Here is a 22,346-nt window from a genome sequence, read left to right on the forward strand (position 1 = left end):
GGTTCCTATTGCTCTGCCACGACTTGCAGCTTGCCGTCACGGCGCTCGAAAATGTACTCGGAGAGAAGATCAGGTTCGGTCTTGAAAACCTTGTCGACAAATGAGCGAGCAAACTGAACCGCATTGGGAAGCCGCTTGTCTACAACGACGATGGCATCGCGTTTTGGAATGGCTATGAAAACGCCGTTGGGGAATTGCGGTCCAAGCGTGGCCCAGAATTTTTCGGTCAGGAGGAGAGCGGGTGAGATGGCCTCATCCCCTTCGACGGTGAAGATCGATATCCCGTCGAGGATACGCTCCTGCTTGACCTTCGTAATCTGCTTGTTGATGTTTTCCAGAGCAAGCTGGCGAAGCTGTGCGAGTGAGCGGTCTCCAACATCGTCAAGCCGGACGCTGGCGAGCGAGTCCTCATTGTCGATTTGGTAAAGGATCACGACGTCACCCGCCAAGGTTTCAAACGCCGGTCCTTTGTCGGGCTCTGTGCCATCGCCTTTGAAAGCGTCGAGATGTTCGCGCGGTCGAATGTTGGCAATCAGTAGATCGGCCTGGAAGCCGCTTTCGCTATCGCTGAGCACGAGCGTGGTTAGAAAACGTTCGATTTCGGTTTCCGCCTCTCCCGCCGGCAGGTCGCGAATGCGGCCTAGCAGGTTCGTAACGTCCACCTGAAGATGAATATCCTTGCCGGTAGAACCGACCCTGGTTACGTCAAGACGCGCCGGATCGGCGGGGTTGGGAATTGCTTGCTTGACTCGGCTGTCAGCCTTCAGGCGGGAAATGACTTCAACCCGCAGTGCTGCAACGTCTCGAAATTGCGGCATATCTGAAGAGGCGGCATTCGCGAATCCCGACAATGGGATCAATGCGACGATAGTCCGTGCTAATACTCCAAGGTATTTTGGCAAACCAGGCATTGAAATCGCTCACACCCCTTCCGCCATGATCTCGCGCCCGATCAGCCAGCGTCGAATCTCGCTGGTGCCGGCGCCGATTTCGTAGAGCTTGGCGTCGCGCAACAGCCGGCCGGTCGGATACTCGTTGGTATAGCCGTTGCCGCCAAGCAGCTGGATGGCGTCGAGCGCCATCAGCGTCGCCTTCTCGGCGGCAAACAGCACGCAGCCGGCGGCATCCTTGCGTGTCGTCTGGCCGCGATCGCAGGCAGCCGCGACGGCATAAACGTAAGCGCGCGCGGCGTTCATCGTCGAATACATGTCGGCGAGCTTGCCCTGCACCAGTTGGAACTCGCCGATCGGCTGGCCGAACTGCTTGCGCTCATGCACATAGGGGACGGCAACGTCGAGGCTCGCCGCCATCAGCCCGAGCGGGCCGCCGGCGAGCACGGTGCGCTCGTAGTCGAGGCCCGACATCAGGACCTCGACGCCGCGGCCCTCCTCATGCAGCACATTGTCATAGGGCACCTCGACATTGTCGAACACCAGTTCGCCGGTGTTGGAGCCGCGCATGCCGAGCTTGTCGAGCTTTGGCGATGCCGAGAAGCCGGCCATGGTCTTTTCGACGATGAAGGCGGTGATGCCGTGCGATTTCCGCTCCGGATCGGTCTTGGCGTAGACCACCAGCGTTTCAGCGTCGGGGCCGTTGGTGATCCACATTTTCGAGCCGTTGAGCACATAGCGGTCGTTGCGCTTTTCGGCGCGCAGCTTGAGCGAGACGACGTCGGAGCCGGCGCCCGATTCCGACATGGCCAGCGCACCTGCCCTTTCGCCCGAGCACAATGCCGGCAGGAATTTCTCCTTCTGCGCAGGTGTCGCCCAGCGGTTGATCTGGTTGACGCAGAGGTTCGAATGGGCGCCGTAGGAAAGGCCGACCGAGCCCGAGGCGCGCGAAATCTCTTCCACCGCAATGACATGGGCGAGGTAGCCCATGCCGCTACCGCCGAAATCGGGATCGGCGGTGATTCCAAGCAGGCCGAGCGCGCCGAGTTCTTTCCACAGATGCGCGGGGAACTGGTTGCTGCGGTCGATCTCGGCGGCGATCGGCGCTATTTTCTCCTGGGCAAAGCGGCGCACCAGATCGCGCAGCGCCTCGATGTCCTCGTCATGCCCGAAGCTGAGTGTGTTCGTGTACATGCCGTTCCCTCCTGCCGCATGACCCCGAAATCAACTTTGATTTTCGGAAAGGATCATGCGCGAAATCAAAATGCTACAGCGTCATTTGCGCGTCCGAAGGGACGCGCGGCGCTGTAAGTCTTGCCGTCTATGTTCGCGCCAACCAGGCGCATTGTCATTGAAAGATATGTCGCCGTGACTTCAGCCATCGACAGCCGCTCGCCCGGCCGGAACCAGACGATGACGCCGGTCATCATCTGGATCAGCGCCATGGCAGTGAGCCCGGTGTCATCGACACTGAAGGCGCCGGCCTCCGCGCCGTCGCGCAGGATGGCGCGCAACTCCTTCTCATAGGCGGTGCGCATGCGAAGGATCTGCGTCAGCCGGTCATGTGACAGGCTGCGCAATTCCATGTTCGAGACATGGGTGGAGTGGCGGCGCTCGATGTGGAAAGCGATGTGGTTTTCGACATAGGCGGCAAGCCGCGTTGCCGGATCGGCAGCGTCGGGGCGTGCGGCGTCCCACGCTTCGATCAGCCCTTCCATATGTTCGCGCATCAGCGTGAACAGCAGGTCTTCCTTGGTCGGAAAATAGCGGTAGAGCGCGGCCGCCTGGACGCCGACCTCGGCGGCAAGCTGCCGCATCGACGTCGCCTCATAGCCGAAGCGGGCGATCAGGCTGACCGCTGCCTCGCGGACGGCCGCTTCAGTTTTTTCGCCGTCGGATCCCGTTGTGCGTGCCATGATAGTCTCCCGGTATTTAGTAATAAAACGAACGTTCAATTAATTCAAGCGGCAATAAAGTGGTTCCGTCTAGACAATGATCCGAAAGTCGATGGGCGCGTCGAGGAGTTCGAATTCTTCGATCTCGACCCTCGAAACCGAAGCTCCCCTTGGCCCTTGCCGGAGCCGTTCGATCATTGTGGAAACCGCAGCATCGGCACCGGCAATCGAGGCCGTCACCGTGCCGTCTCGTTCATTGCGTACCCAACCTACGAGGCCAAGCCTTATCGCTTCGCGTCGCGCCCACATCCGGTAGCCGACGCCTTGCACCTTACCATGCATGCGCGCCTGCACCGCCTTTTGCCGGTCGTTATCTCCCATGCTCAAGAACTGGCGCGGGATCGGACGAAAGCAACAGCCTTGAACGGTTGGATTGTTGTTGGATCGACGGAAGCCGGGGGCCCGGCTGGTTCTGTCTTGGCCTTTGGCGGCATTGGCAGGCCGTGTCGCGACGGCAATCGGCCGGGCTAATTTCCCCGCGCAGCGGCGAGCGCGCCGGGCAGTTCCTCGGCAAAGATGTCGAGCTCATGATCGAGGCCGACGCTGACCCTTATGCAACGGTCGAGCCCTAGCGCCATCGGTTTGCGAATGAACACGTCGCGCGACAAAAGATTTTGCAGCACTTTCAGCGCGAAGGCGCCGTCCTTGCCGCAATCGATGGTGACGAAATTGGTCGCCGATGGCAGCGGCTTCAGCCCGTTCGTCTCGGCAATCCCGGCTATACGTGTGCGTCCGGCAGCGACTCGCGCCACCACGCTGTGCAGCCAGTCCTGGTCGGCCAGCGCCTCGACGCCGGCGATCTGCGCCATGCGGCTGACGCCGTAATGGTTGCGGATCTTCTCGAAATCGCGGATCACCTCAGCCTCGGCCACCGCATAGCCGCAGCGAATGCCGGCCAGCCCGTATGCCTTGGAGAAGGTGCGCATGCGGATGACGTTGGGCCGCGCGACATCGATCGGCGGCAGCGCCGAGGCCGGCCCCAATTCGCCATAGGCCTCGTCGAGCACCAGCATGGTGGTTTCCGGCAACGCTTCGACGAAGCGGGTGATATCTCCTGCTTCCCACCAGCTGCCCATCGGATTGTCCGGATTGGAGAGATAGACCAGCGGCGCCTTCTCCTTGATAATTGCCTTGAGCAGTCCATCCAGACTTTCCTTGTCGTTCTCGTAAGGCACCGTGACCAGCCGGCCGCCGACGCCGGCAATGTGGAAATTGAACGTCGGATAGGCGCCGAGCGAGGTGACCACCGCGTCGCCAGGCGCGACATACATGCGCGCCACCAGGCTAAGCAGCCCGTCTATGCCTTCGCCGACCACGACGTTTTCGGCGCCGACGCCGAGATGGCGGGCCGCAGCCTGCTTCAGATCGTAATTGTCGGGATCGCAATACATCCACTGGTCACGCGCGACGCGCTCCATACGGGCGATAACGCGCGGCGAAGGCCCGAAACTGCTCTCATTGGCGCCGATGCGGGCGCGAAAAGCACGTCCGCGCTCGCGCTCCTGCGCTTCCGGTCCGACAAACGGCACCGTGGAGGGAAGCGCGCCGACAAGCGGCGTGAGGGCAGGGCGCTGGCGCATGGCAAAAGCTCACGAGAAGATGAGCCTTCTTGCTAGCGTGCCCGATAGGACGGCGCAAGTTCTGGCGCGGCTGGAAACAGTGGCCATGACGCCCGTGATGAAATCGGCGCGGGTGGCCACGTTCTACGACCTGAACGCCGGTAGGCGGCAACCTTTTGAAGGCCAGCACTGCAGCCAATGATTATGGCGACGGGTGCTTCAAAAAGAAAAACCCGGCGGTAGCCCGCCGGGTTCGATTTTCACGCCAGGCTGTGCGTCTTAGAACGAGCGCTGGAAGCGGAGGAGACCGCCGATGCTGCTCTTCTTGTCGGCGTTGGTGAAGTTGGAGAAATTGGCGTCGTCGAACTTGCCTGCATTGAGGTAGTCGACTTCGGCCGTGACCGTGAAGCCGGGAACAACGTCGTAGGCGATGTTGGCGGCAACACCGAGATTCTTCCATTCGTCATACGAGACCTGGGCATTGAACGAGGTCTTCTCGTTGATGGTGTAGGTGCCACCACCCCAGAAAGCCCAGTTGCCGCCCCACTGCTTGTAGAAGCCGCGGCCGCCGGCGTCGATCGCATAGCTCGAGTCCGTCAAATTGTCGTCGGTGCCGTAGCCGCCCATGATGAACAGCGACAGGTTCTGCATCGGGGTGACGTCCAAACGCACCTTGCCGGCGACTTCTTCATAGTTGCTGTCGTAAGCGACGACGCCGGTGATGGCGCCCCAGCCCTGCGTATACTTCAGACCGCCGACGACATGCGGAACGTAGCTGTCGATCGTGTCGAAGCCCGAGCCCTCTTCGAGAGAGACGACGGCCGAGAAGCCGTTGCCCGCATCGAAGTAGTACTGGACCACGTTGGTATCGAAATCGCCGTAGGGAACGAGCGTATCCTGGAGCACGTTGCCGGCGTAGCCGATGAACGTGTCGAAGGCCGATTCGTCCTTACCGACCCGCAAGCCACCGAGTTGGATCCAGGCGAAGTTCAGCGAAACGTTCTTGTTGCCGGCAGGGTTGGAGTTGAACTCGTCTGCTTCCGTGGCCGGATCGTCTGCCGAGGGGTAGCCGTTGCGGTTGCCGAAGTTGAAGCGGGTCTCGGTGTAGGTCTTCAAGGTGCCGAGTTCGGTTTCCTGGCCGGTCCAGGTCTTCAGCGTGAAACGGGCGTTCTTGTAGAAGGTATCCTGCTCGTCGCCATCCTTATGGTCGAAGGACCTCGCACCGTCGAACGAGCCGACGTCGCCGGCACCGATGTCGTAACGGACATAGCCGCCGATGCGCAGGCAGGTTTCGGTGCCGGGAATGTAGAAGTAGCCGGCGCCGTAAACGTCGCAGATCTTGACGTATTCGGCCGGTTCCGGCTCGGCGACGACGACGGCGTCGGCGGCGCGCGCACCGGAAACTGCGATCAAGGCCGCAGCGGAGCCGAGGAGAAGGCTCTTAATGTTCATTTTCTGACCTCCAGTCAGAATCGAACAAGACAGTGAAGCCGGCGACAGGCGTTTTCTCTGTAACCAATTGTTATTGTCGAAGTTTATTGAAATAATGGACCTTTGCGGCAGGTGATGCGGCCATCACCACAGGCGCTTGTTGGCGAAAGCATGCCCTGAACCGGATTTGAGATAGCGCTCGAATGAAGCTGCCTTGGCCTGGTTCGAAAAGGCCATATAGGTGACGATCCGCCACGGCAGAAACTTGGATGTATGGCTGGATTTCCCCGCATTGTGCTCGACGAGCCGTCGTTTCAGGTCCGTCGTTATGCCGATATAGCGTTTGCCTTCCGCAGCCGTACTCTCCAGAAGATACACATACCACATGAGCTGCTCTCCTTTGCTGGGGCTTCGGAGGGCATCCTCTCCGCCATCCTGCTTCGCGCTGAGGTGGGCTTGTCCTGCGAAGCTCGAAGAGCGAAGCAGGACTGCCAATCGAATTTTGCAAGGGATTCTCTGGGCTTACGCTGTGCGGCGGCCCTCCTACGCCAAGGCTTCGGAGGGCATCCTCTCCGCCATCCTGCTTCGCGCTGAGGGTTGGGCTTGTCCTGCGAAGCTCGAAGAGCGAAGCAGGATGGCGGAGAGGATGGGATTCGAACCCACGAGAAGCTTTTGACCTCTACTCCCTTAGCAGGGGAGCGCCTTCGACCACTCGGCCACCTCTCCGTTGCGCCGCTGGATAGAGAAAAGCGCCGGCACAATCAACAAGCCGGCGCGATAATCGTTGAAAAATCCGCATTCGGCCGCAGCGCCGCCTTTGCATGCGGCGATTCTGCGTCGGTTCCCTGGCTGGCGACTCGGCGACATGGCCGCAATCTCGGCCGTTCATCGCCGGATTCGGCCGCATTCCGGCGCTGCAGCAAAGGCTTCCGGGCCCTTCGATAGTTAATGAGAGCTTTCTGACTGAGGCCAAATCGTGTCATTTGTGCAACAACGCCGGGGGATAGCACCCGCACAGCCCTTTTGCCGGTACGATCGTGGTTGAACGCCGCCGCCTCATGGGTAATGTCGATTTCGAAGGAGCGGCGCGGTGCGCATCTTTTTCGGTAGTGGGGATGGGGCAGGGAACGCTGTCCTTCAGCAAAGAATACCCAGACCCGTTTTTTAACTTTTGACTGGAGGTCAGAAAATGAACATTAAGAGCCTTCTTCTCGGCTCCGCTGCGGCCCTGATCGCAGTTTCCGGTGCGCGCGCCGCCGACGCCGTCGTCGTCGCCGAGCCGGAACCGGCTGAATACGTCAAGATTTGCGACGTTTACGGCTCGGGCTACTTCTACATTCCCGGCACCGAAACCTGCCTGCGCATCGGCGGCTATGTCCGTTACGACATCGGTGGCGGCGACGTCGGTTCGTTCGACGGTGCGACGTCCGCCGACGTTGAGGATGGTGGCAGCAACGACACCTGGTACAAAAAGGCCCGTTTCTCGCTGAAGACCTGGACCGGCCAGGAAACCGAACTCGGCACCTTGAAGACCTACACCGAGACCCGCTTCAACTTCCAGAATAACAACCGTGATGCGGGCGCACTCGTTGATCCCGATGGCGCGGGTCCGCTCCCCGCGAGCAACGCCGTCAATCCTGCTGGCAACACCGGTGCTTCGCTGAACTTCGCCTGGATCCAACTCGGTGGCCTGCGCGTCGGTAAGGACGAATCGGCCTTCAATACGTTCATCGGCTACGCCGGCAACGTCATCCAGGATACGCTCGTTCCCTACGGCGACTTCGACACCAATGTCATCCAGTACTACTTCGACGCGGGCAACGGCTTCTCGGCCGTGATCTCTCTCGAAGAAGGCTCAGGCGGCGGCACTGCTGGTCTCTACGGCGTGGGCACGATCGACAGCTACGTTCCGCATGTCGTCGGCGGTCTGAAGTACACGCAGGGCTGGGGCGCCATCACCGGCGTCATTGCTTACGACAGCAACTATGAAGAAGTCGCCGGCAAGGTGCGTTTGGACATCACCCCGATGCAGAACCTGTCGCTCTTCATCATGGGCGGCTACGGCACCGACGACAATTACACGGACGGGACCTACGCGTTCCCGGCCGGCGGTCGCGGCTTCTACAAGCAGTGGGACGGCAACTGGGCAGTCTGGGGCGGTGGCACCTACACCATCAACGAGAAGACCTCGTTCAACGCCCAGGTTTCGTATGACGAAGGTGAGAACCTCGCCATCGCCGCGAACATCGCCTACGACGTTGTCCCGGGCTTCACGGTCACGGCCGAAGTTGACTACGTCAATGCAGGGAGCATCGACGAAGCCGATGGCCTGAACCACAACTGGACCGGCATTTCTGATGGCGGCGACGACGCCATCGGCGGCATGCTCCGCTTCCAGCGCTCGTTCTAAGGGTTGGCTTTAGACAAATGAATACCAGCCCGGGCGCGTCAACGCCCGGGCTGTTTTGTTTCGTGACTGGGTCAAGACAAGCAGAAGGAACAGGGGGAATCGGCAGCTGAACAGTCCGTAGGGTGAGTTCGTGGGATCCGCTGATGGGCGGATGAATTCACAACTGCGTGATTAAATCTCTTGAAAGGACGCTTCCAAGCGGGTAGGTCTGACTCTATCCACTCGGGGGTGTGGCAATTTATGACCATCGACGCGATACAAGAGGGCGACCCCTCCGAACATTTCTCAATGTTCTCTTCTCAAAATGCGAAGATAAAATACAGCTACAACAAGATCAGAGAAGTAAAGTCGCACCGGGTCGGAGAGCTTTTTTCAGCGTACCGGGACATACTCTGGGATGATGGGCGACATAAATACAATGTCAGCTCCTTCATCGGCGAAATAGACGAAATTCTCCTCGGAGAACGGTTCAGCGCCTTTGACCAGAGCACCCTGGACAATCTTATCGGCACCTTGCGCCAGCGCGGCAACAGCAACGCAACCATCAATCGAAAGATGGCTGCCCTCAGCAAACTGCTGCGCAAGGCTTACAAGATGGGGGATATCCACAGCCTGCCCGAGTTCCGCCGCCAGAAGGAGCGGGCGGGACGGATACGTTTCCTCGAAAGGGACGAAGAAGCAAGGCTGTTCGCCGCCATCAGGACCCGCAGCGAGGATGCCTACCGTCTTTCATGCTTTCTCGTGGACACCGGATGCCGTCTCGGCGAGGCGCTCGGACTGATCTGGAACGACATCCAGGAACACCGCGTCTCGTTCTGGATCACCAAATCCGGCCGCAGCCGCACCATCCCGATGACCGAGCGGGTCAAAGAGGTGATCAAACTGCCGCCCTCAGAGGGCCGCCGGCCCAAAGGTCCGTTCACCAAACTCAGCCAGGCGCAGTTTCGCGCCATCTGGAACGATGCCAAGGCCGAGGTCGGCCTCGGCGCCGACGACCAGGTGGTGCCGCACATCTTGCGTCACACCTGCGCCTCACGTCTGGTCCAGGGCGGCATCGACATCCGGCGCGTGCAGATGTGGCTCGGCCACCAGACGCTTTCGATGACCATGCGCTATGCGCATCTGGCCACCAACGATCTCGACGGCTGCGTCGTCGTGCTGGAAACGCCCCGCGGCGAAGGGCTGTCCGGTGATGGAAAAAACTCCGCCTTCGCATCGCCGCTGACCACGGCCTCAGTGCCAACGCCTGCCCAAAAGAGCAAAACGGCAGCGGCGAAGGCACCCAAGACGCCCCGGAAAAGCTCGAAAGCCAAATAGTTACCCAAGGCTTTCATATACTGCCATGGCAACCCCAGGATCATATTTGATCTTGGGGTTTACTTTTCCTGGGCCGTATTTAGTACTCCATCCAGGAAGGCCGTGATAGCGCCCGGCAGGTTGCCTGTCTCCAGGAAGGGGGCATGGCCTTGGCCCTCGACGGTGGTCGCTTCCATGCCGGGATGACGCTTTAGCATCTCGTCGAGTGTGTCGGCCGACAAGAGTTTCGAGTTGGCGCCGCGAATGGCAAGCAAAGGTATCGCCGCCAGCGCCTCGAACTGTGGCCACAGATCCGGCAACGGCTTGCTGAGGTCGAGGCCCGCCACCGTCTCGACCAGTTGGGGGTCGAAATCCGGCAACAGGAGGCCTTCGTCCGTCTCGCGGTAGAGGGCCGACACCATCCGCTCCCAATCCGCCGCGGTCAGAGCGGGAAAATCCGCGCCGTGCGCGACGCGTTGCGCATCGATCGCCTCATCGCGGCTCTTCGGTTTCGGTGCCGGGTCGAGATAGGTTTGGATATGGGCGAGCCCCGCGGCCTCGATCACCGGTCCGATGTCGTTCAGCACAACGGCTTTCAGCGCGGCTGGCCGCAGCGCGCCGAGCACGTGGATGATCAGCCCGCCGCGCGAGGTGCCGACGAAGGCCGCTTCCTCGACGTTCAGAGCGGCCAGTCCGGCGAGGACATCGCCGGCCTCGATGCCGATAGTGTAGTGGCCGATATCAGGGTCGTAAGCGGACTGGCCGCGGCCGCGATAGTCGAAGGCGATGACCTTGCGCGGATTGTCGGTCCGCTGCGACAGATAAAGCGCCAGCTCATGGAAATCGCGCGCGTTGCGGGTCAGGCCGGCCAGGCAAACGACCTGCCAGTCTGCCGAATTGGTCTCGCCATAGACGCGGGCGTGAAGCTTGAGCCCGTCCGGCGCGGTGTAGAAAAAGTCGGAGAAGCCGTCGGTTCTCGACATATTAAAAGGACTCCCTTGCCGGATTGTCTCCGTCTGCTACAGGCGAGGGTGGGAGCGGTCAAATCGAGGGTTGTCGGCAAGCTGACACTCTTGGAAATGTCGGAGGGACAGCGCCCCCCTCTGTCCTGCCGGACATCTCCCCCACGAGGGGGGAGATTGGCGGTTCAGGTGCTACGCCCTTCCTTCGACGTTGGAGATTGGCGAAATCGGCAATGACAGCTGATCTCCCCCCTCGTGGGGGAGATGGCCGGCAGGCCAGAGGGGGGCGCCAAGGATCGCCAACGTCTGCCCGTGGCGACAGCTCTGCGGCCTCAGCCTCTTCCGTTCACCAAATCCCCAACGATATCGTACTTTCCCGAAATGCGCATCTTGTAGACCTCGTAATTCTCCATCACGCGCTGCACGTAACTTCTTGTTTCGGTGTAGGGAATTCGCTCGATCCAGTCGACGACGGCGTCGATGCCCTTGCCGCGCGGGTCGCCGTACTTGGCTACCCATTGGCTGGCGCGGTTAGGGCCGGCATTGTAGCCGGCGAAGGTCAGCACATAGGAGCCGCCGAAGCGGTCGAGCTGCTCGCCAAGGAAGGCAGCCCCCAGCGTCGCATTGTAACCGGCATCGCTGGTCAGCCGATCCTGGGAAAAGCTCAGTCCTGCCTTCTTCGCCAATTGCTTGGCGGTGCCCGGCATCAGCTGCAGCAGGCCGCGCGCGCCGGCGCTGGAGACGGCGCCGACATTGAATTCGCTTTCCTGGCGGGCGATCGCATAGGCCAGCGCCTTGCCCGAGCCGGATATGTCGGCGGTGTCGGGAATGACGCCCAGCGGATGCGACAGCGCGCCGACATCGATGCCGCGCGCGCCGGCGATCTTGCCGATCTTCAGCGCCATGAAATGATTGCCCTGCTTTTCCGCCAGCACCGCAAGCAGCGCCAGCTCGCCGGGGCTGGTCAACTGCCCGGCGAGGTCGCGGTAAAGCGTCTCGGCATAGCGGTCGTAGCCCGCCTCCTGCAGCCGCTTGATGGCGCTGACGGCTTCGCGGCCGTCAAAGCTTTGGCGGTCGGCAGTGCTTGGCTCGGGATAGACGATGTTCAGCGTGCGCAAGCCAACCCGTTCCGCCGCCAACTGCCCGTAGAAAGTGGTGCCATAGGCTGCCGCCTTGGTGAAATAACCCTTCGCATTGCCGGGACCGCCGACTTCCGCCGCGCGGCCAAGCCAGTAATAGGCGCGTGACAGCGACATCGGTCCCTGCGCGAGATCGGCGATGCGGGCAAAATGGGTCGAGGCCGTCGCAGGATCGTTGAGGCCGCGCAACGCATACCAGCCGGCGTGGAATTCGGCCTCGGCGGCGCTGGCGGGGCTTTCGGCGGCATGCGCGGCAACGATCTTGTAGGCGGTCTTCCAGTCGCCCTGGTCGACCAGTGCGCGCGACAGCACGCGGCGCTCGACCCACCAGGCATCGGGATCGACCAGCGCGTCGCGGTTCGTTGGCGCTTTCATCATCACCGCGGCGGCGTCCGCAAACTTCCGCTGCTTGCGCAGATGTTCGGCTTGCGCGAAGAAATAGCCGGCCGATTGCTGCGCGGCAGGCACCGCTTTCAACAGCTTGGCCGCGTTCTTGTCGCCACGCGAGGCGGCGGCCCAGGCATCGGCCAGCGGTTGCGCGCCGGCAAGGGCTGCGACCCGCAGTGCCGAATTCTCCCGGTCGGCATAAAACATCCGTTCCATGCGGAAACGATGGTCGGCAGCCGGAATGATGGCGCCAAACTCCTTGCTGACGGCCGCCTCGTCCCTGGCTTCCAGCTTCTCGGTGCGCCAGAATGGCGACAGCACAGAAAGCGCAGCCTTGGTGTTGCCAAGAGCTACATAAGAACGGGCAAGGATGACCACGCCTTGAAAGGTCAGCGGCTGGCTGCCGTCAAAGGCTTTCACCACGGTCTGCGGCGACGGGCTTTCGCGGTAGAGCGCGCGCTCGCTGTTCTTGCGCAAGGCCATGGTGCCCGGCCAGTTCGGCAGCATCTTTGCGGTATCGGCAATCTCGCTGCTCGGCACATGGTCGCCGCCATAGAGCGCGATTGCCCAGGCCAGGATATGGCGGTCCAGCGAATTGGCCGGCAATGTTTCGCGCACGGCTCGCGCCGCGGCGATATCGCCGGTCGCCAATGCCTCGAGACCGCTTTTCAGCACGACGATACTGGGGGAGGGCGCATCGGTCTGCGCTCTGTCTTGCATGTCGGGCATCGGGATCGATGAGGTCGTCTGCTCGTCGACGCTCTCGTTTGCCGCCGTCCCCACTATCAGCAGGGCAACGGCGCCAAGCAATATGAAGCGGAGTGGCCGACCGGCCGGCATGATCCTGATCTTTCCCTGTTGCGGCACTTTAGATGGCAAGCCCAGGTGCCCGAGAGCCTAGACTTAGGTCGTGAAGAGCCCGTAAACAAAGGGTTATCGAGGCCGTTCGAATTGCGCTTGCTGGCACCATCGGCATGCTTGCCGCGCAACAGTGTCGAGACTATGGTGCGCGGCTTCGCTTTCGGCTAGAAGGCGCCCGATGCAGTCGCCCAAAAGCGGGAACCGGTTTTGGGACGACGACATGCATAAACAAACAAGTTCCAAGGAGTTGGACGACATGCTGAGAGGCTCGCTTACTGCGCTCGTGACACCGTTCGAAAAGAGCGGGCGTTTCGACGAGAAAGCCTTTCGCGCCTTCGTCGAATGGCAACTTGGCGAGGGCACGACGGGCCTCGTCCCGGTCGGCACCACCGGCGAGTCGCCGACGCTGTCGCATGACGAGCATCGCCATGTCGTCAAGGTCTGCATCGAGGTGGCCAAAGGCCGCGCTCCGGTCGTCGCCGGCGCCGGCTCAAACAACACCGCTGAAGCGGTCGGTCTGGTGCAGTATGCCGAGCAGGCGGGCGCCGACGCCGCTCTGGTGGTCACGCCTTATTACAACAAGCCAACACAGCGCGGCTTGTACGAGCATTTCGCCGCCGTCGCCAGGGCGACCAAGCTGCCGATCATCATCTACAACATCCCGCCGCGCTCGGTGATCGACATGATGCCGGAGACGATGGGCAGGCTGGCGCACGACTTCAAGAACATCGTCGGCGTCAAGGATGCCACCGGCAAGGTCGAGCGCGTGTCCGAACAGCGCGCCACCTGCGGCAGGGATTTCATCCAGCTTTCAGGGGAGGATGCCTCGGCGCTCGGCTTCAACGCCCATGGCGGCGTCGGCTGCATCTCGGTGACGTCGAATGTCGCGCCGCGGCTGTGCGCCGAATTCCAGGAAGCCACATTGTCCGGTGACAGCGCCAAGGCGCTGGAATTGCAGGACCGCCTGCTGCCGCTGCACAAGGCGATCTTCCTCGAGCCCGGCCTGTGCGGCGTCAAATACGCGCTGTCGAAAATTGGCAAGGTCGAGAACGTGGTGCGCTCGCCGCTGGTGACCATCGAGGCGTCGACCGCCGAGAAGATCGATGCGGCGATGAAACACGCCGGCTTGATAAATTAAGGATGAGGCGCCACCTCTCCGCATCATGAACCAGGTCAGAAAAGCCGATCCCAACAACAAGACCGTTGCGGAAAACCGCAAGGCGCGGTTTTCCTATGAGGTGCTCGACACGGTCGAGGCCGGCCTTGTGCTGACCGGCACCGAGGTCAAGTCGTTGCGCCAGGGTCAGGCCAACATCCAGGACAGCTACGCCTCGGTCGAGGGCGGCGAGATCTGGCTGATCAACTCCTATCTGCCGGAATATCTGCAGGCCAACCGCTTCAACCACGAGCCCAGGCGGCGCCGCAAGCTGCTGCTCAACAAGCGCGAGATGGCAAAACTGGCGCAGAGCATCGACCGCGAAGGCATGACGCTGGTGCCGCTGAAAATCTACTTCAACGACCAGGGCCGTGCCAAGCTGCTGCTCGCCGTCGGCCGCGGCAAGAAACTGCACGACAAGCGCGAGAGCGAAAAGCAGCGCGACTGGTCGCGCGAAAAGGGCCGGCTCATGAAGGAACGCGGCTAGAATCTCAGGCAGCCCCAGAAAAGCCAGACATCGGCTTTCAAGTTTCGAACAGCTGCAACAGCAAAACACGACGGGGGAAGGCTTGAAGAACCGGATCATCCTCTGGGGTGCGGCCAGTCTGGTCTTCGCCGGCATCGTCGCCGCAGGCGGCATCTTCTATTTCCGGACGTTCTCGCCGGATCGTGACAGCTATCCGGTCAGGGGCATCGACGTTTCCCATCATCAGGGTGAGATCGACTGGCGGCGCGTTGCCGCCGACGATGTCGCCTTCGCGGTCATCAAGGCGACCGAGGGCGGCGACCATGTCGACGATGCCTTCGCCAAGAATCTGCGCGAGGCGCGCGCGGCCGGCCTCGCCGTCGGCGCCTATCACTTCTTCACCTTCTGCCGGCCGGGCGCCGACCAGGCGAAAAATTTCATCGCGGTGGTGCCGCACGACCAGCCGCTGCTGCCGCCGGTCGTCGACATCGAATTCGGCGGCAACTGCCCGCAACGCCCGTCGCCGGAGCAGCTGAGCGCGGAACTCCAGGCCTTCCTCGGACCGGTTGAAGCTGCGTTCGGCAAGCCGGCGATCATCTACCTGACCGACGAGGCCGAGGACGCCTATGCCGGGAAAATCGACGTTCGCCCGCTCTGGCGTCGCTCGTTGCTCCTGGAGCCAGGTCGCAACGACTGGATCTACTGGCAGTACCACAATATGGGCCGCGTCGACGGCATCGTCGGCGATGTCGATCTGAATGTGCTGAAGGGCGGGCAGGAGAAGCTGGCTGAGTTGTTTGCCGCGCCTTGACCTGGCGTGCTCGACCGGCGCGAGATTGGAACCAAACATCGCGGCGCTGATCGGCCCTACCCAGCGTTCCGGCCAGTCTGCGCGCTAACGAAGGTCGGTTTCAGACCGAGCGCTTCCGGACTTTCATGATTGTCGCAATTCCGGGTTCCCGTCGCCGCTCAAGGCTTTGGAGAGCGCCTGTCTCGTCGTGCCTGCCTTTCGGCAAGCTTCGTCATCCGCGCCCGGGCAAGCCAAGGGCAAGATCGTGCTGGCGGGGTTCTGAAGGCTTAATTGCGCAGGAACTCGGCGATGTCGCTGAAAACCTTGACGAACATCGTCTCCGTCAAGACACCGGTGTTGGTGTTGTAGCGCGAGCAGTGGTAGCTGGAAAACAGCGTGACGCCGCCGGCCGGCAACCGACCGCCGTGCTTGAACGGATAGGCAGCGCCGCGCTGGCCCAGCGCCCTGACGGTCGACTGGTGGGCGATCGAGCCCAGCGCCAGCACGGCGCGCAATCTGGGAAAGCGTGCAATCGTCGGCACCAGAAAGCTGCGGCAAGTGGCGATCTCGGCGCCGACCGGCTTGTTCTCCGGCGGCACGCAGCGCACCGCATTGGTGATCGCGGTGCCGATCAGTTCGAGCCCGTCATCCGGCCGCGCCTTGAACTCGCCGCGGGCAAAACCGTGAGCGATCATCGTTGAGTAGAGCAGGTCGCCGGCATAGTCGCCGGTGAACGGTCGCCCGGTGCGGTTGGCGCCGCGCAGGCCGGGCGCCAGCCCGACGATCAGCAGCTCGACGGCGTCCTCGCCATCAGGCGGCAGGAAGGTCGGCACCGGCGCGTTGAACCACGACGGCTCGCGCCGTCGCCAGTCTGCGATGAAATCATGCAGGCGTGGGCAGAGGGGGCAGTCGCGGTCGGGTTCGGGAGCGGCGTCCAAGGCCGCCGCCGTCAATAGTCTTCCTCTTCGACTTCGGCCGGCTCGGGCCTGCGCACCGGCCGTTCGGAGGGATCGCGGCCGACCTCGTTCTTCAGCGAGGTCAAATCGATGAAATGGTCGGCCTGGCGGCGCAGATCGTCCGAGATCATCGGTGGTTGCGAGGCCATGGTGGAGACGATCGAGACCTTGCGGCCGCGCCGCTGCAGCGCTTCGACCAGTGTGCGGAAGTCGCCGTCGCCGGAGAAGATGACATAGTGGTCGACAACATCGGCAAGTTCGAGCGCATCGACGGTCAGTTCAATGTCCATATTGCCCTTGATCTTGCGGCGGCCGGTCGAGTCGGTGAACTCCTTGGCCGGCTTGGTCACCACCTTGAAGCCATTATAGTCGAGCCAGTCGATCAGGGGACGGATCGAAGAGTATTCCTGATCCTCGACCAGAGCGGTGTAGTAATAGGCCCGCAGCAAATAGCCGCGCTTCTGGAAGCTGGACAGCAGTTTGCGGTAGTCTATGTCGAAGCCGAGTGCGCGCGAGGTGGCGTAGAGATTGGCGCCGTCTATGAAAAGAGCGATTTTTTCACGGGGGTCGAACATGGCAATATTCCTTTTTCGAAATAGGTGGCGGACTAATCGAAATGGGTCGTTTATATCGCTCGGCTCGTAAATAAACCGGCTGACCTTTCGTCAACCGAGATAGCGCCAGTTTTACGGCAATCCAAGGGTGCCGGGGCGCACTGCAAGCAATTGTGATCGGAGCCGTGTCGTCGCCGGTAGGCGGGCTTTGCCGGCAAGGCATTCAGCGGCGCCAGAAGCTGGCATTCGCCAGCCCATGGGGCCACAGAGCCATAATGCTTGTATTTTGGCGGCGTTCGGGTTATGGACCGCGCCTGTTTTCCATCAAATCCAGGCATGAAAGGGGCAATCAATGGCCCGCGTAACCGTTGAAGACTGCATCGACAAGGTCGACAACCGCTTCGAGCTCGTGCTGCTTGCCGGCCATCGCGCCCGCCAGATCAGCCAGGGCGCGCCGATCACCGTGCCGCGCGACAACGACAAGAACCCGGTCGTGGCGCTGCGCGAGATCGCCGACGAGACGCTGTCGCCCGACGACCTCAAGGAAGATCTGATCCACTCGCTGCAGAAGCATGTCGAGGTTGACGAGCCCGAGGCCGACGGCGAGGCGATCGCCGACCAGACCGGCAACGCAGTTGCAGTTACCGATGCCGACGACGCCGAAGAAAACGTCACCTTCGATCGCATGACCGAGGAAGACCTTTTGGCCGGCATCGAGGGCCTGGTTCCCCCGGAAAAGAGCGACGACTACTAATCGCTGCCCTGGACCTGCCGGGAATATGGTTCCGGCACTTCCGTCCCGTGAGTTTCGTGGCTATCTATGAGATGCGCCGTACATCAGTGCGGCGCATCAATCATTTCAGCACCGTGAGAACCCGCCCATGATGCGTCAGTATGAGCTTGTCGAGCGCGTTGCGCGCTACAAGCCTGACGTCAACGAGGCGTTGCTCAACAAGGCCTATGTCTACGCCATGCAGAAGCATGGCCACCAGAAGCGCGCTTCCGGCGATCCCTATTTCTCGCATCCGCTCGAAGTCGCCGCCATCCTCACCGAAATGCACATGGACGAGGCGACGATCGCCGTCGCCTTGCTGCATGACACGATCGAGGACACCACCGCGACGCGGGCCGAGATCGACGATCTGTTCGGCCCCGAAATGGGCAAGCTGGTCGAAGGCCTGACCAAGCTGAAGAAGCTCGATCTCGTCTCCAAGAAGGCCGAGCAGGCGGAAAACCTGCGCAAGCTGTTGCTGGCCATCTCGGAGGATGTCCGCGTTCTGCTGGTCAAGCTCGCCGACCGTCTGCACAACATGCGCACCCTCGACCACATGCCCGAGGCCAAGCGCCTGCGCATCGCCGAGGAGACGATGGACATCTATGCGCCGCTCGCCGGGCGCATGGGCATGCAAGGCATGCGCGAGGAACTGGAAGAGATCGCCTTCCGCTTCATCAATCCGGAAGCCTATCGCGCCGTCACCGCGCGGCTTGCCGAGATATTCGAGCGCAACAAGGGCGTGCTGACCGACATCGAAAAGGCGCTGTCGGCGCTGTTCGAAAAGCATGCCATCAACGCCGGCGTGAAGAGCCGGCAGAAGAAGCCTTGGTCGGTGTTCCGCAAAATGGAGGCCAAGGCGCTGTCCTTCGAGCAGCTCTCGGACATCTTCGGCTTCCGCGTCGTCGTCGACAGCGTCGAAGACTGTTACCGCGCGCTCGGCGCCATTCACACCACATGGTCGATGGTACCTGGCCGCTTCAAGGATTACATCTCGACGCCCAAGCAGAACGACTACCGTTCGATCCACACCACCATTGTCGGCCCATCGCGCCAGCGCGTCGAACTGCAGATCCGCACCCGCGAGATGAACAAGATCGCCGAATATGGCGTCGCCGCCCATTCGATCTACAAGGACACCGGCGGCAAGACGAACGGTGCCGCCCATGCGATCTCGAAGGAGACCAACGCCTATGCCTGGCTGCGGCGCACCATCGAGCAACTGGCAGAAGGCGACAACCCGGAAGACTTCCTCGAAAATACCAAGCTGGAGCTGTTCCAGGACCAGGTATTCTGCTTCACGCCGAAAGGCATGCTGATCGCGCTGCCGCGCGGCGCCACGCCCATCGACTTCGCCTATGCCGTGCACACCGATGTCGGCGATACCTGCGTCGGTGCCAAGGTCAACGGCCGCATCATGCCGCTGATGACGGAACTGAAGAACGGCGACGAGGTTGAGATCATCCGCTCCAAGGCGCAAGTGCCGCCAGCGGCCTGGGAGTCGGTGGTGGTCACCGGCAAGGCGCGTTCAGCCATCCGCCGCGCCACCAAGAACGCCATTCGCAAGCAATATTCAGGTCTTGGTGCCCGCATTCTCGAGCGCGCCTTCGAGCGCGCCGGCAAGACCTTCACCAAGGAAAGCCTGAAGCCGGTGCTGCACCGACTGGCGCGCAAGGACATCGAAGATGTGCTGGCCTCGGTCGGGCGCGGCGAACTTGCCTCGACCGACGTCATGAAGGCGGTCTTCCCAGACTACAAGGACGAGCGCGTCACCGTCAGCGCCCCTAAGCAGCGCGAGGAGGGCTGGTCGAAGATCCGCAACGCCGCCGGCATGCTGTTCCAGATGCCCGGCACCCGAGCCGCGCGCAAGGACAAGGACCAGCCGCGCGATGGCGCGGTGCCGATCCGCGGCGTGCGCGGCGACCTGCCGGTGCGTTTCGCGCCGGAAGGGGCTGTGCCTGGCGACCGCATCGTCGGCATCGTCCAGCCGGGCACCGGCATCACCATCTATCCCATCCAGTCGCCGGCGCTGCAGGCCTTCGACGACCAGCCGGAGCGCTGGATCGACGTGCGCTGGGACATTGACGAGCAGACCAAGGAGCGCTTTCCGGCGCGCGTCTCGGTTACCGCCATCAACGCGCCGGGCTCGCTCGCCGACATCGCCCAGGTCGTTGCCTCCAACGACGCCAACATTCATACGCTGTCGATGGTGCGCACCGCGCCCGACTTCACCGAAATGCTGATCGATCTCGAAGTCTGGGATCTGAAGCACCTCAACCGGCTGCTGTCGCAGCTCAAGGATAATTCGAGCGTCAGCGATGCGCGGCGTGTGAATGGGTGAATAGTGAATAGTGAATAGTGAATAGTGAATAGTGAAAGAAGGCGCTCTCACTACCATTCACCATTCACCATTCACCATTCACCATGGGCATGGGGCGAGTTATGAATACCGACGAAGTTCTGGGCATTTTCCGCGAGGCGGGCGCTGTTCTGGAGGGACATTTCATCCTGACGTCGGGTCTGCGCAGCCCGGTCTTCCTGCAGAAGGCGCGCGTCTTCATGCATGCCGACAAGACCGAGCGGCTTTGCAAGGCGCTGGCCGAAAAGATCCGCAAGGCGGTGCCGGGCAAGGTCGACTACGTCGTCGGCCCGGCGATCGGCGGCCTGATCCCGGCCTATGAGACGTCGCGCCATCTCGGTGTGCCAGCAATCTGGGTGGAGCGCGAAGGCGGCGAGTTCAGGCTGCGCCGCTTCGAGATCGCGCCGGGATCGCGCGTCGTCATCGTGGAGGACATCGTCACCACTGGTCTCTCGATCCGCGAAACCATCGACTGCCTGCGCGCGATTGGCGCCGAGGTGGTGGCGGCGGCCTGCATCATCGACCGCTCGGCCGGCAAGACCAATGTCGGCGTGCCGCTGATCGCGCTTGCCGAATACGAGGTCCCGGCTTATCCCGCCGACCGCCTGCCGCCGGAACTTGCCGCCATTCCCGCCGTTAAGCCAGGAAGCCGCAACATCTAGGGGACATCACCATGATCGCCGGCATCGATCATTTCGTGCTGACGGTCCGCTCTGTGGAGGACAGCTGCGCCTTCTACCAGCGGGTGCTTGGCCTCAAGCGCCTCGACGAGCCGAACCGGCCGACGGCGTTGCTGTTCGGATCGCAGAAGATCAATCTGCATCAGGTGGGCCGCACCTTTGAGCCCAAGGCCAAGGTGCCGATGCCTGGCTCCGGCGATTTCTGCCTGGTCGCCGCAAGGCCGCTTGCCGAGATTTGCGCCCGTCTGGAAGCCAATGGCGTTGCCATCGAAGTCGGTCCGGTCGAGCGCATCGGCGCCCGCGGTAAGATGATGTCGGTCTATTTCCGCGATCCGGACAGCAATTTGGTCGAAGTCAGCGAATATCGGGAATAATCTATCCGCCTCGGCGTCGTCTCGCGCGGGCCTTGCCGTCGTCGGGGAGCTTTCATCGATATTGTCCTCAGTTTCGCCCCAATGGCGCTCTTGTTACCCGCCTGCGGCAGACCATCGCGGCGGCGTTTCATTGTTCCGCCGCAAGGCAGTCGCTATATCAAAGTCGTTGTTGCCTTTCTGCGCCCTCGAAGCGCAAGATGGAGCGACCGCGCCCGGCCAGGGATGGTTGCAATTTGGGCGTGATGAACCGGGAACTGGAACAGAGTGCTTTTTCGACGCCGAAAGCCTGATGGCATTCTGGAGCGGGTGCGTACCTATCTGTGGCCGCGCCGCTCGTTTTCGCGCTCGTTGCAATATTTCTCCAAGCGCATCCTGCGGCTGAAGGCGACACCGCATGCAGTGGCGGCCGGCGTCGCGGCCGGCGTTTTCGCCTCCTTCTTTCCGCTCGGCTTCCATTTCGCCGTCGCCGCCGTGCTCTGCTGGGTGGTCGCCGGCAATCTGGTGGCCGCCGCCCTCGGCGCGGTATTCTTCGGCAATCCGCTGACTTTCCCGCTGCTGTGGGGAGCGTCCTGGGAAGTCGGCAAGCTGATCCTGCATGAACGCCTGCCCAAGAACGGACCGCCTGCGCATCTTGGTGAGATGATGCACACGCTGTCGTTTGCAAAGCTGTGGCACCCGGTGCTCGAGCCGATGCTGATCGGCGCTGTGCCGCTCGGCCTGATCTTCGGGCTGATCTTCTACGGCATTACCCGCTGGGGGATGACAGCCTTTCGCGAGCAGCGCAGGAAGCGCATGGCAGAGCGGGCGCATAAGGCCGGGCACCGCGGACGGGAAGTTCCGGCGGAATGATCATCGGCATCGGCAGCGACCTGATCGACATCAGACGCATCGAAAAGTCGCTGGAACGGCATGGTCAGCGCTTCATCCAGCGCATCTACACCGAGGTCGAACAGGTCCGCTCGGAAGGCCGCAAGGGCCGCGCCGCCTCCTATGCCAAGCGCTTCGCCGCCAAGGAGGCCTGCGCCAAGGCGCTTGGCACCGGCCTGGCGCAGGGCGTGTTCTGGCGCGACATGGGGGTCGCCAACCTGCCCAGCGGCGCGCCGACGATGGCGCTGACCGGGGGAGCGGCGGCACGGCTGGCCAAAATCCTGCCACAGGGGCACAGAGCGGCGATCCACCTCACAATCACCGATGATTTCCCGCTTGCTCAAGCCTTTGTGATCATCGAGGCGTTGCCCGCCGAACAAGCGCCACATTGATTGCATCAGACGACCGCTATCTAACGCCGACTTGACGTTGCCCAGCGCGCGCCGAGACTCTATACCATCCAACGCACAATCGAGGACGAC

Annotated in this window: 23 protein-coding genes and 1 tRNA gene; 12 read left to right on the plus strand and 12 right to left on the minus strand. The window is 61.9% G+C overall.

The genetic code is table 11. The features are described 5' to 3' along the window. Positions 1–5 precede the first annotated feature (5 nt). The 5 genes from NKH54_RS29695 to NKH54_RS29715 all read right to left on the minus strand — a co-directional run bounded on the left by NKH54_RS29695 (position 6) and on the right by NKH54_RS29715 (position 4,425). Positions 6–911 (minus strand): hypothetical protein, encoded by a 906-nt coding sequence (locus NKH54_RS29695; protein WP_352741774.1) that lies wholly within the window; start codon positions 909–911, stop codon positions 6–8. 9 nt (positions 912–920) lie between these two features. After that, positions 921–2,084: an isovaleryl-CoA dehydrogenase gene (locus NKH54_RS29700; protein ID WP_023735526.1), complete on the minus strand. Its 1,164-nt coding sequence runs from the start codon at positions 2,082–2,084 to the stop codon at positions 921–923. 65 nt (positions 2,085–2,149) lie between these two features. Then, positions 2,150–2,806, minus strand: coding sequence for a TetR/AcrR family transcriptional regulator (locus NKH54_RS29705; protein WP_023735525.1), 657 nt, complete (start codon positions 2,804–2,806; stop codon positions 2,150–2,152). 69 nt (positions 2,807–2,875) lie between these two features. Then, complete coding sequence (locus NKH54_RS29710) at positions 2,876–3,166, minus strand: acylphosphatase (protein WP_023732008.1); 291 nt, start codon at positions 3,164–3,166, stop codon at positions 2,876–2,878. Between the two features lie 146 nt (positions 3,167–3,312). After that, positions 3,313–4,425, minus strand: a complete 1,113-nt coding sequence (locus NKH54_RS29715; RefSeq protein ID WP_353029523.1) for a pyridoxal phosphate-dependent aminotransferase — start codon at positions 4,423–4,425, stop codon at positions 3,313–3,315. Between NKH54_RS29715 and NKH54_RS29720 the strand changes: the two genes are divergently transcribed. Further along, positions 4,424–4,606, plus strand: coding sequence for a hypothetical protein (locus NKH54_RS29720; RefSeq protein WP_353029524.1), 183 nt, complete (start codon positions 4,424–4,426; stop codon positions 4,604–4,606). The genes NKH54_RS29715 and NKH54_RS29720 overlap by 2 nt on opposite strands. Before the next feature lie 77 nt (positions 4,607–4,683). Here NKH54_RS29720 and NKH54_RS29725 read toward each other — a convergent pair whose 3' ends face one another. From NKH54_RS29725 to NKH54_RS29735, 3 genes are all read right to left on the minus strand, one after another. Next, on the minus strand, positions 4,684–5,856 hold the full coding sequence (locus tag NKH54_RS29725; protein ID WP_352769613.1) for a porin: 1,173 nt from the start codon (positions 5,854–5,856) through the stop codon (positions 4,684–4,686). A gap of 123 nt (positions 5,857–5,979) precedes the next feature. After that, complete coding sequence (locus tag NKH54_RS29730; RefSeq protein ID WP_353029542.1) at positions 5,980–6,222, minus strand: GIY-YIG nuclease family protein; 243 nt, start codon at positions 6,220–6,222, stop codon at positions 5,980–5,982. A gap of 248 nt (positions 6,223–6,470) precedes the next feature. Beyond that, positions 6,471–6,561: transfer RNA gene (locus NKH54_RS29735), tRNA-Ser, on the minus strand. Between the two features lie 463 nt (positions 6,562–7,024). On the opposite strand from NKH54_RS29735, the gene NKH54_RS29740 reads away from it, so the two are divergent. After that, on the plus strand, positions 7,025–8,245 hold the full coding sequence (locus tag NKH54_RS29740) for a porin (protein WP_353029525.1): 1,221 nt from the start codon (positions 7,025–7,027) through the stop codon (positions 8,243–8,245). A gap of 240 nt (positions 8,246–8,485) precedes the next feature. Continuing rightward, on the plus strand, positions 8,486–9,562 hold the full coding sequence (locus NKH54_RS29745) for a tyrosine-type recombinase/integrase (protein WP_353029526.1): 1,077 nt from the start codon (positions 8,486–8,488) through the stop codon (positions 9,560–9,562). 59 nt (positions 9,563–9,621) lie between these two features. Here NKH54_RS29745 and NKH54_RS29750 read toward each other — a convergent pair whose 3' ends face one another. Beyond that, entirely contained in the window at positions 9,622–10,524 is a 903-nt protein-coding gene (locus NKH54_RS29750; protein ID WP_353029527.1) for an alpha/beta fold hydrolase, read from the minus strand. A 311-nt stretch (positions 10,525–10,835) separates the two neighbouring features. Then, positions 10,836–12,869, minus strand: coding sequence for a lytic transglycosylase domain-containing protein (locus tag NKH54_RS29755; RefSeq protein ID WP_353029528.1), 2,034 nt, complete (start codon positions 12,867–12,869; stop codon positions 10,836–10,838). A 277-nt stretch (positions 12,870–13,146) separates the two neighbouring features. Here NKH54_RS29755 and dapA point away from each other — a divergent pair, with 277 nt between their 5' ends. The 3 genes from dapA (at position 13,147) to NKH54_RS29770 (ending at position 15,323) form a co-directional block, all read left to right on the plus strand. Then, positions 13,147–14,028, plus strand: coding sequence for a 4-hydroxy-tetrahydrodipicolinate synthase (gene dapA, locus NKH54_RS29760; protein ID WP_353029543.1), 882 nt, complete (start codon positions 13,147–13,149; stop codon positions 14,026–14,028). A gap of 25 nt (positions 14,029–14,053) precedes the next feature. Next, entirely contained in the window at positions 14,054–14,533 is a 480-nt protein-coding gene (gene smpB / locus NKH54_RS29765) for an SsrA-binding protein SmpB (RefSeq protein ID WP_023687280.1), read from the plus strand. 82 nt (positions 14,534–14,615) lie between these two features. Beyond that, complete coding sequence (locus NKH54_RS29770; RefSeq protein ID WP_023687281.1) at positions 14,616–15,323, plus strand: glycoside hydrolase family 25 protein; 708 nt, start codon at positions 14,616–14,618, stop codon at positions 15,321–15,323. A gap of 266 nt (positions 15,324–15,589) precedes the next feature. Here the strand turns inward: NKH54_RS29770 and NKH54_RS29775 are convergent, their stop codons facing one another. Both NKH54_RS29775 and NKH54_RS29780 read right to left on the minus strand, forming a co-directional pair. Continuing rightward, positions 15,590–16,255: a uracil-DNA glycosylase gene (locus NKH54_RS29775; protein WP_353029529.1), complete on the minus strand. Its 666-nt coding sequence runs from the start codon at positions 16,253–16,255 to the stop codon at positions 15,590–15,592. Further along, positions 16,252–16,833: a LabA-like NYN domain-containing protein gene (locus NKH54_RS29780; RefSeq protein ID WP_023670234.1), complete on the minus strand. Its 582-nt coding sequence runs from the start codon at positions 16,831–16,833 to the stop codon at positions 16,252–16,254. Before NKH54_RS29780 ends, NKH54_RS29775 begins: the two co-directional genes overlap by 4 nt. Before the next feature lie 331 nt (positions 16,834–17,164). On the opposite strand from NKH54_RS29780, the gene rpoZ reads away from it, so the two are divergent. The 6 genes from rpoZ (at position 17,165) to acpS (ending at position 22,256) form a co-directional block, all read left to right on the plus strand. Continuing rightward, positions 17,165–17,566 (plus strand): DNA-directed RNA polymerase subunit omega, encoded by a 402-nt coding sequence (rpoZ, locus tag NKH54_RS29785; protein WP_353029530.1) that lies wholly within the window; start codon positions 17,165–17,167, stop codon positions 17,564–17,566. Between the two features lie 127 nt (positions 17,567–17,693). Then, positions 17,694–19,925, plus strand: a complete 2,232-nt coding sequence (locus NKH54_RS29790; RefSeq protein WP_023670236.1) for a RelA/SpoT family protein — start codon at positions 17,694–17,696, stop codon at positions 19,923–19,925. Positions 19,926–20,026: 101 nt separating this feature from the next. Continuing rightward, on the plus strand, positions 20,027–20,605 hold the full coding sequence (pyrE, locus tag NKH54_RS29795; protein WP_352497144.1) for an orotate phosphoribosyltransferase: 579 nt from the start codon (positions 20,027–20,029) through the stop codon (positions 20,603–20,605). Positions 20,606–20,616: 11 nt separating this feature from the next. Then, complete coding sequence (locus tag NKH54_RS29800; protein WP_352915561.1) at positions 20,617–20,997, plus strand: VOC family protein; 381 nt, start codon at positions 20,617–20,619, stop codon at positions 20,995–20,997. A gap of 264 nt (positions 20,998–21,261) precedes the next feature. After that, complete coding sequence (locus tag NKH54_RS29805; RefSeq protein ID WP_023670239.1) at positions 21,262–21,846, plus strand: DUF2062 domain-containing protein; 585 nt, start codon at positions 21,262–21,264, stop codon at positions 21,844–21,846. Further along, positions 21,843–22,256 (plus strand): holo-ACP synthase, encoded by a 414-nt coding sequence (gene acpS, locus NKH54_RS29810; RefSeq protein WP_023670240.1) that lies wholly within the window; start codon positions 21,843–21,845, stop codon positions 22,254–22,256. The genes NKH54_RS29805 and acpS overlap by 4 nt, the downstream gene beginning before the upstream one ends. The last annotated feature ends 90 nt before the right edge of the window (positions 22,257–22,346 follow it).

This window comes from Mesorhizobium sp. M1004, assembly GCF_040318795.1.
Classification (GTDB): Bacteria; Pseudomonadota; Alphaproteobacteria; order Rhizobiales; family Rhizobiaceae; genus Mesorhizobium.

What these genes read in the sequence shown, in the direction of transcription:
- NKH54_RS29695 (WP_352741774.1), bottom strand. Translation starts at nt 911, where the DNA reads ATGCCTGGTTTGCCAAAATACCTTGGAGTATTAGCACGGACTATCGTC.
- NKH54_RS29700 (WP_023735526.1), bottom strand. Translation starts at nt 2,084, where the DNA reads ATGTACACGAACACACTCAGCTTCGGGCATGACGAGGACATCGAGGCG.
- NKH54_RS29705 (WP_023735525.1), bottom strand. Translation starts at nt 2,806, where the DNA reads ATGGCACGCACAACGGGATCCGACGGCGAAAAAACTGAAGCGGCCGTC.
- NKH54_RS29710 (WP_023732008.1), bottom strand. Translation starts at nt 3,166, where the DNA reads ATGGGAGATAACGACCGGCAAAAGGCGGTGCAGGCGCGCATGCATGGT.
- NKH54_RS29720 (WP_353029524.1), top strand. Translation starts at nt 4,424, where the DNA reads ATGGCAAAAGCTCACGAGAAGATGAGCCTTCTTGCTAGCGTGCCCGAT.
- NKH54_RS29715 (WP_353029523.1), bottom strand. Translation starts at nt 4,425, where the DNA reads ATGCGCCAGCGCCCTGCCCTCACGCCGCTTGTCGGCGCGCTTCCCTCC.
- NKH54_RS29725 (WP_352769613.1), bottom strand. Translation starts at nt 5,856, where the DNA reads ATGAACATTAAGAGCCTTCTCCTCGGCTCCGCTGCGGCCTTGATCGCA.
- NKH54_RS29730 (WP_353029542.1), bottom strand. Translation starts at nt 6,222, where the DNA reads ATGTGGTATGTGTATCTTCTGGAGAGTACGGCTGCGGAAGGCAAACGC.
- NKH54_RS29740 (WP_353029525.1), top strand. Translation starts at nt 7,025, where the DNA reads ATGAACATTAAGAGCCTTCTTCTCGGCTCCGCTGCGGCCCTGATCGCA.
- NKH54_RS29745 (WP_353029526.1), top strand. Translation starts at nt 8,486, where the DNA reads ATGACCATCGACGCGATACAAGAGGGCGACCCCTCCGAACATTTCTCA.
- NKH54_RS29750 (WP_353029527.1), bottom strand. Translation starts at nt 10,524, where the DNA reads ATGTCGAGAACCGACGGCTTCTCCGACTTTTTCTACACCGCGCCGGAC.
- NKH54_RS29755 (WP_353029528.1), bottom strand. Translation starts at nt 12,869, where the DNA reads ATGCCGGCCGGTCGGCCACTCCGCTTCATATTGCTTGGCGCCGTTGCC.
- dapA (WP_353029543.1), top strand. Translation starts at nt 13,147, where the DNA reads ATGCTGAGAGGCTCGCTTACTGCGCTCGTGACACCGTTCGAAAAGAGC.
- smpB (WP_023687280.1), top strand. Translation starts at nt 14,054, where the DNA reads ATGAACCAGGTCAGAAAAGCCGATCCCAACAACAAGACCGTTGCGGAA.
- NKH54_RS29780 (WP_023670234.1), bottom strand. Translation starts at nt 16,833, where the DNA reads ATGTTCGACCCCCGTGAAAAAATCGCTCTTTTCATAGACGGCGCCAAT.
- rpoZ (WP_353029530.1), top strand. Translation starts at nt 17,165, where the DNA reads ATGGCCCGCGTAACCGTTGAAGACTGCATCGACAAGGTCGACAACCGC.
- NKH54_RS29790 (WP_023670236.1), top strand. Translation starts at nt 17,694, where the DNA reads ATGATGCGTCAGTATGAGCTTGTCGAGCGCGTTGCGCGCTACAAGCCT.
- pyrE (WP_352497144.1), top strand. Translation starts at nt 20,027, where the DNA reads ATGAATACCGACGAAGTTCTGGGCATTTTCCGCGAGGCGGGCGCTGTT.
- NKH54_RS29800 (WP_352915561.1), top strand. Translation starts at nt 20,617, where the DNA reads ATGATCGCCGGCATCGATCATTTCGTGCTGACGGTCCGCTCTGTGGAG.
- acpS (WP_023670240.1), top strand. Translation starts at nt 21,843, where the DNA reads ATGATCATCGGCATCGGCAGCGACCTGATCGACATCAGACGCATCGAA.